This window comes from Phormidium pseudopriestleyi FRX01, assembly GCF_017313335.1.
Taxonomy (GTDB): domain Bacteria; phylum Cyanobacteriota; class Cyanobacteriia; order Cyanobacteriales; family Laspinemataceae; genus Laspinema; species Laspinema pseudopriestleyi.
Map to the genome: position 1 here is coordinate 1 of NZ_JAFLQW010000639.1, position 6,345 is coordinate 6,345.

The window sequence follows — 6,345 nt, forward strand, 5'->3', positions numbered from 1 at the left end:
AAATAAAGGCAGGTTGCGGAGCGTACCGCGTTTTGGCTTAGTGATGGATTCTGAAAGCATTGAAGCCATAAAAGTAAACGCGATTACAACATTGGCAATGTCGGTAGTTGTTTTGAGTGTTTAGGCGGCGCTTGACGGTCGTAGCGAGAGTTTACTCTGTCCTCCGAATCTCAGTTGCTTTAGCCCTGAGAGTGTCAACTACGTTATAATTCTTTACGGAAGCCTGCGTATAATAATTTTAGATGAGTAAACCTGTAGTCGATGCCTTTTTTGTAGGGAGAGCCTTATCCCAAGCGCTTTACCACGAGCTAGAAAAAACCCTAACCAATGCCCTGAGCGATTTGGGTAAATTTGATGCGGAACAGCGAGAACGTCTACGCTCATTTACCCAAGAGGTGATGGAAAGAGCAACTCGCGAATCAGGGTTCGTGATGAACGCACCCACGAACCCAGGGATGTCCAATCCAATGGGAAGCCCTATTCCTGAAACGGGAGATCTGCAAGCAACCATTGATGAGTTGCGGGCAGAAATTGCCCAAGTTCGCGCTCAGTTACAGCTTTACCGCAGCCGTTCTTGAGTCAAGGGACTGACAGACGACGCGGCGATCGCCGCGTCGTCTGTACAATCAAGCCGGATCCTAGATCCGAAGCAATCCTTGTCATGATTAAATTATCGACCGATTAGATATAGCAGTCGCAAACCCGAGTGTCTGAACTCTTAAACGATCCTATCCCAACTCCTGAAACTCCAGAAGGTCCCAGATTAATGAAGCGATCGGGGGGTCCTCTCGCCATTCAAGGGAATAGGGGAACTGTACCCTATCGTCCCAAGGCATACCGCTGGAGTCGTGCCAATTACTCCCCCAACCGGCGGCGGATCGAAATTTGGAATTTTGTTTTACAGTTTTTGGCGAGTCTGTGGTCCCTGAATAAACCCTGGACCTATAAAGGGGGATTCACAGAAGCCAAACAAATTGCCAGACGGCGAAAACAAGCCAATTGGATTCGTGAGACCTTATTAGAACTAGGTCCAACTTTTATTAAGTTGGGACAGTTATTTTCAACGCGATCGGATCTGTTTCCCAGTGAATATGTGGAGGAGTTGGCTAAACTCCAAGATCGCGTCCCCGCATTTAGCTATGAACAGGCTCAAGCCATTATCGAGGAAGATTTTGGTCGCAAAGTTGAGGAGCTTTTCCGCAGTTTTGATCCGGTCCCGATCGCTGCCGCGAGTTTGGGTCAAGTCCACAAGGCGCAACTCCATTCTGGGGAAGAGATTGTGGTCAAGGTGCAGCGTCCGGGACTCAAACGCCTGTTTGGAATTGATTTAGCGATCGCCAAGACGATTGCCCGCTATTTCCAAAATCACCCCCGTTGGGGTCGAGGTCGGGATTGGTTGGGAATCTATGACGAGTGCTACAAGATTCTCTACGAAGAGGTTGATTATATTAATGAAGGTCGCAATGCGGATACCTTTCGCCGCAATTTTCGCGGTAAAGAATGGGTCCGAGTGCCTCGGGTTTACTGGCGCTATTCTTCCCCTCGGGTGCTGACTCTGGAATACCTTCCGGGCATTAAAATTAGCCATTACGAAGCCATAGAAGCAGCAGGACTCGATCGCAAAATTCTAGCGAAACTAGGGGCTGAAGCCTATTTGAGACAACTGCTCAATCATGGGTTTTTCCATGCAGACCCCCATCCTGGGAATCTGGCAGTGAGTCCTGATGGGGCGTTAATTTTTTACGACTTTGGCATGATGGGGCGGATCCGCACCGATGTTCGAGTCAAGCTGCTGGACCTGTTTTTTGGGATTGCTAAAAAAAATGCCGAGGACGTAGTAGAGTGTCTCGTTGAGTTGGAGGCCCTGGCTCGAACGGATGATATGGGACCCGTGCGGCGATCAATCCAGTATATTCTGGATAATTTGATGGATCAGCCCTTTGAGGAGCAGTCCGTGGCGGCGATTAGTGATGACCTCTATGCGATCGCCTACGATCAGCCCTTCCGCTTCCCCGCTACGTTTACCTTCGTGATGCGGGCCTTTTCAACCTTGGAAGGTGTGGGCAAGGGTCTGGATCCAGAGTTTAACTTTATGGAGGTTGCAAAACCTTTTGCAATGCAGATTATGACGAATGGTAACTCGCTCGATCGCAATACATTCTTCAATGAAATCGGACGGCAGGCGGCGCAAGTCGGAACAACGGCGTTGGGTTTACCGGGACGAATTGAGGATACTATAGAGAAATTAGAACGTGGGGACATTCGCATCCGCGTCCGATCCATTGAAACCGATCGGGTGCTGCGGCGCATTGGTAACGTTCAAATGGGGACCAACTTAGCCTTACTGGTGAGTGCATTTACCCTCTCGGCAACGATTTTATTCGTGAACGGTAAGATCTGGCTGGCCCTAATTATCGGGGCTGTGGCACTATTCCTGGCTCTAAGCTTGATCCGTCTGATTATGCGGATTGAGCGGTCAGATAAAATGATGTAATGTTGTAACTTGGAACCCTTAGATTTGAAATGGGGCGCGATCGCCTGCTCAATCTAAACCCAATTTTTGATTCCCCCTGTAAAAGTTGTCATAGTAAGCTTTGAGTTATGAAACGATCTTTCGCGGGTCTGACGGATACGGGACTCGTTCGTTCGGTGAATCAGGACGCCTTCTATATAGATGACCCGGAAGGGCGATTTTTTATCGTAGCCGATGGTATGGGAGGTCATGTGGGAGGCCAAGAGGCCAGTCGAATCGCTACGGAAACCATCGAAAAATATTTAGTGGAAGGGTGGAAGTCTTCCCAGAAGACTGCTGATCTGCTGAAAGAAGCTTTTTTGAAGGCGAATCAAGTCATTGTTGATGATCAATTAGATCATCCTGAGCGCTCAGACATGGGAACGACTGCGGTGGCGGTGGTGTTTCGCGATCGCAATCAACCCTGGTGCGCTCATGTCGGTGATTCTCGGTTGTACCGGCTGCACGGAAAGGAACTGACTCAAATTACGGAAGATCATACTTGGGTCGGACGAGCACTCAAAGCGGGACACCTCACCGTGGAGGAAGCTCGTAAGCATCCCTGGCGGCACGTTCTGGCTCAATGTCTGGGACGCCAGGATTTACAACAGATTGATTTGCAAGAGTTGGAAGTACAACCGGGCGATCGCCTATTGCTCTGTAGTGATGGGTTAACCGAGGAACTTTCCGCTGAGGCGATCGGCCCTAATCTTCAATTGGAACTCTCCGGTGATGAATCGGCCCAAAAGCTGGTGAATGCAGCTAAAGATCAAGGGGGACGGGATAACATTACCGTCGTGATTGTCACCCTGGAGTAAGGCGATCGCAAATCCGTCCAAGTCAGGGATTCCAGACATAACCGTTTTATGACCCCAGAAACCCTTCCCAAAACTGGCCCGAAACAGGGTTTTTAATCCAAAACTGATTCTGTGTTTTTGATTCCCATCCTCTTCTACAGTACCGATGCTCTAGAAAAATGGTAATAGCCAGACAGAACATTCCACCTGTCGATCATCCATCGGATAGAGCCGCTTCTGGTACTCAGAAGCGGTTTTTTTATATTTTTATGCCTTTTTTGCCAAAACTAATCACTTGGACGGCCAAAAAGCCTCCTGAAACGTATCTGGGGACAGAGGCAACAGGGAATCATATCCGTCATAGTAGAGATACAGTAAGAGCCACAATCGTTCTCTCAACCAGAATAAATACCTATTTGGTTCAAACTGAGCAATTTTCAAAGATTTGATTTGATACAACGACTGTAGACCCAGGCTTCAACCCATGAAACCTGTTAAGTCATCGTTTCCAGACATAGCCCAAGGGCAAGTTTGTCATTTTGTCAAATCTTTGTTATATTTCTTAACAGGAGGCAACGAGGAAATCCTGACAGCCCCCAGCAAAGGCAGAAAGAGACAGCATATAAAGACGGGTTTACCCGCTTTACAACTCTCCTCCCAGCCAGTGTGACTATCAAAACATAGGAGTTTTATAATGAGCCAACCGATCGAGCTATCTTTGGAACAACAATTTAACGTCCGCGCCTTTGAAACCCAGGTCGAGAAAATGAGCCTTGAACAGTCTCAGCATTTTCTCAAAGAACTGTACAAACAAATGATGGTGCGCGAAACCATGTATCAGCAATTCCTGAAACATGAATGGGGTTTAGACCAAGGACCACGTTTTAGCAGTGAGTTTTAAGAACCGTGCTAAGTTTTACCCAAGTCCCAACAGTGGGCGACCTCCGTCTCTTGCTTAGTTCCCAATAGGGAGAAGAGCTGGGGATGCTGGGGCGTCAACTCTATTTCCTGACAAAACACAAGAGACTATCTCCGAGATATTCTCCAACCCAATTTGATTAGATAAACCCTTAGTAAAGTTCGTTCATGAAATTTATCGTGTCTTGTCCGAGAATGGACAGCACAAACCCTTGCTGTAGTTCAAATCTTACTCAAAACTATTCTCCTTCAACAAGTGCCTGAGCAACTGCTCAGGCACTTGTTTTATGCATACTAATCCAGTCAATCGTTCATCTCCCCAGTTCAACGTCACGACTTGAGTCGTTATCCCTCTTAAGTTCGTAGTCAGTTAAATCTTGCATCCTTCTAAGTAAGCCCCAGGAGCCAGTGGGTAGTATTGCAAGTACGAACATCGGATAACGACTGAAGTCGTTACTACAAACATGGGATGGCAGTAGATTCGAGTTACTGATTATTGGTTTAATACATCTTTTTTGTGTTGCGGTGCAGCAGCGATCGCCGCTACTTCTGCCAATAAATCATCAGGAACCCCCATTTCTTTGAGAGTTTCCATGAGGTCTTCTGCCACCGCATCAAAATGTTCACCCTTTAGACCTTGTTCTTCAACCAAAGCTTTATGCGCTTCTCGCATATAGCGTCCATCATAGTGACTGCTGCCACCAAAGGCATAAGTCAGAAATGCTTTCTGGTGCGATCGCTGCTTTGCCATATCTGTATTGGCAAAAAAATGCTTAATGAGATCGTCCTTTAAAACCCGCTCATAAAACTTATCCACTGCCAGGTTAACGGCGGCTTTACCGCCTAGTTTATCAAATAAAGTCGTCATATTTTTTCCTCTTCAATTAGGGGGTTAAGAGCGCGAACACTTGGGTAAGTTGCTTAATCTGGCGATCGGATTAATCCAAATTAAATCTCTGGAATGCCTGGTATGGCTGATTCGATCGCCCCAGGTAGAATAACATAAAGTGGCAAATCATCATAAATCCCCGTTAAATGCCCGCCCCAAATTTTCGCCCCAAATTTTCGGGTGGGGATTGCCCAGCATAATAGACTTCTTGCAAAACTCTCTCAAGCCGATTGGCGTTTTTAAGGGGGCGTGGGGAGGAGCTATCCGGTATGAAAGCAAGGGCTCTAATCTTCACTGGTGCAGAAATATCCCCGACATTGGATGACCCCTGAAGTTGTGACGTGGAACAGGGGGAGGTGGGACTGATGGTAACGAACTGGGCAGCAAACTGCTAAAATTTGAGAATGAAAAAAATTGGGGGAGCGATCGCGCCGATGGCAAAGAGTCCAAAACCGGAGCCAGTCGCAGAATTTCCCAGTTTTTGGGCGATCAATGATAACCGAATGATTTGTTTAAATGTTTAAGCGTGTTTTAATTAGTACGGACTTGGATGATGGCTTAGTGCGCTTGGGAAAATTCTTACCAAGTTTAGCTGCCGGAGGGATGGAGCATATCGTATTTCTCCATAGCGTTCCCCTGTGGACGAAAGGGCAAATTCCTCGGGAAGATACGGAAAAAATCAGTCTGGCACGCGATCGCCTCAATGCCATTTTGAATCAGGTCCCCGATGGCTTGCAGGTTGAGGTTGAGGTGCTCTCCGGTAATCCGACGGAGAACATACTCAAGGCAGTGGAACGGCACAAAAGCGAGGTGATGATTTTAGGGGCCTCCTACCGCAATTTACTCAGTGAAAAACTCTTTGGGAGTACCACCCTGGATTTATCGGGGCGAACTAATATTCCCATGATGACCATTCCGACTGCACTGCTGTCTCCCTTAACTTCTGAAGAGTTGGATCTGCGCTGTCGGCATCTGTTCCGCTATATTCTGCTTCCCTATGCGGATACTCAAGCATCGGGGGTATTAATCAAAGAGTTTAAGCGCTACGCGCAGAACCGGCCCCCTAATTCATTAGAACGCTGTATGTTAGCTTGGGTGATTGATGCGGGGGTTCTGCGACAGGTCCCGAAGGACTACAAACTCAAGGAAGCCCATGAGAAATTAGCCCCAATCCAAGCCGAGTTAGAAGCGATCGGCTTGCAGGTGGATGTGGAAGTCCGCTTAGGTGA

General features: G+C 47.5%; 6 protein-coding genes. 5 read left to right on the top strand and 1 reads right to left on the bottom strand.

Annotated elements, in window-relative coordinates; all coding sequences use genetic code 11:
• Window positions 1–242: 242 nt before the first annotated feature.
• The 4 genes from J0895_RS24095 to J0895_RS24110 all read left to right on the top strand — a co-directional run bounded on the left by J0895_RS24095 (window position 243) and on the right by J0895_RS24110 (window position 4,210).
• Window positions 243–578 carry a DUF6825 family protein gene (locus J0895_RS24095; RefSeq protein WP_207090524.1) on the top strand — a complete coding sequence of 112 codons (336 nt, stop codon included), beginning with the start codon at window positions 243–245 and terminating at the stop codon, window positions 576–578.
• A 188-nt stretch (window positions 579–766) separates the two neighbouring features.
• Window positions 767–2,494 (top strand): ABC1 kinase family protein, encoded by a 1,728-nt coding sequence (locus J0895_RS24100; protein ID WP_242541559.1) that lies wholly within the window; start codon window positions 767–769, stop codon window positions 2,492–2,494.
• A gap of 107 nt (window positions 2,495–2,601) precedes the next feature.
• Entirely contained in the window at window positions 2,602–3,330 is a 729-nt protein-coding gene (locus tag J0895_RS24105) for a Stp1/IreP family PP2C-type Ser/Thr phosphatase (RefSeq protein ID WP_207090526.1), read from the top strand.
• Window positions 3,331–4,003: 673 nt separating this feature from the next.
• Window positions 4,004–4,210 carry an NblA/ycf18 family protein gene (locus tag J0895_RS24110; RefSeq protein WP_015152044.1) on the top strand — a complete coding sequence of 69 codons (207 nt, stop codon included), beginning with the start codon at window positions 4,004–4,006 and terminating at the stop codon, window positions 4,208–4,210.
• 510 nt (window positions 4,211–4,720) lie between these two features.
• Here J0895_RS24110 and J0895_RS24115 read toward each other — a convergent pair.
• Entirely contained in the window at window positions 4,721–5,095 is a 375-nt protein-coding gene (locus J0895_RS24115) for a group I truncated hemoglobin (protein WP_207090527.1), read from the bottom strand.
• A gap of 537 nt (window positions 5,096–5,632) precedes the next feature.
• Here J0895_RS24115 and J0895_RS24120 point away from each other — a divergent pair.
• The coding region (locus J0895_RS24120; protein WP_207090528.1) for a universal stress protein at window positions 5,633–6,345 on the top strand (713 nt) is incomplete at its 3' end.

What these genes read in the sequence shown, in the direction of transcription:
- J0895_RS24115 (WP_207090527.1), bottom strand. Translation starts at nt 5,095, where the DNA reads ATGACGACTTTATTTGATAAACTAGGCGGTAAAGCCGCCGTTAACCTG.
- J0895_RS24110 (WP_015152044.1), top strand. Translation starts at nt 4,004, where the DNA reads ATGAGCCAACCGATCGAGCTATCTTTGGAACAACAATTTAACGTCCGC.
- J0895_RS24105 (WP_207090526.1), top strand. Translation starts at nt 2,602, where the DNA reads ATGAAACGATCTTTCGCGGGTCTGACGGATACGGGACTCGTTCGTTCG.
- J0895_RS24100 (WP_242541559.1), top strand. Translation starts at nt 767, where the DNA reads ATGAAGCGATCGGGGGGTCCTCTCGCCATTCAAGGGAATAGGGGAACT.
- J0895_RS24095 (WP_207090524.1), top strand. Translation starts at nt 243, where the DNA reads ATGAGTAAACCTGTAGTCGATGCCTTTTTTGTAGGGAGAGCCTTATCC.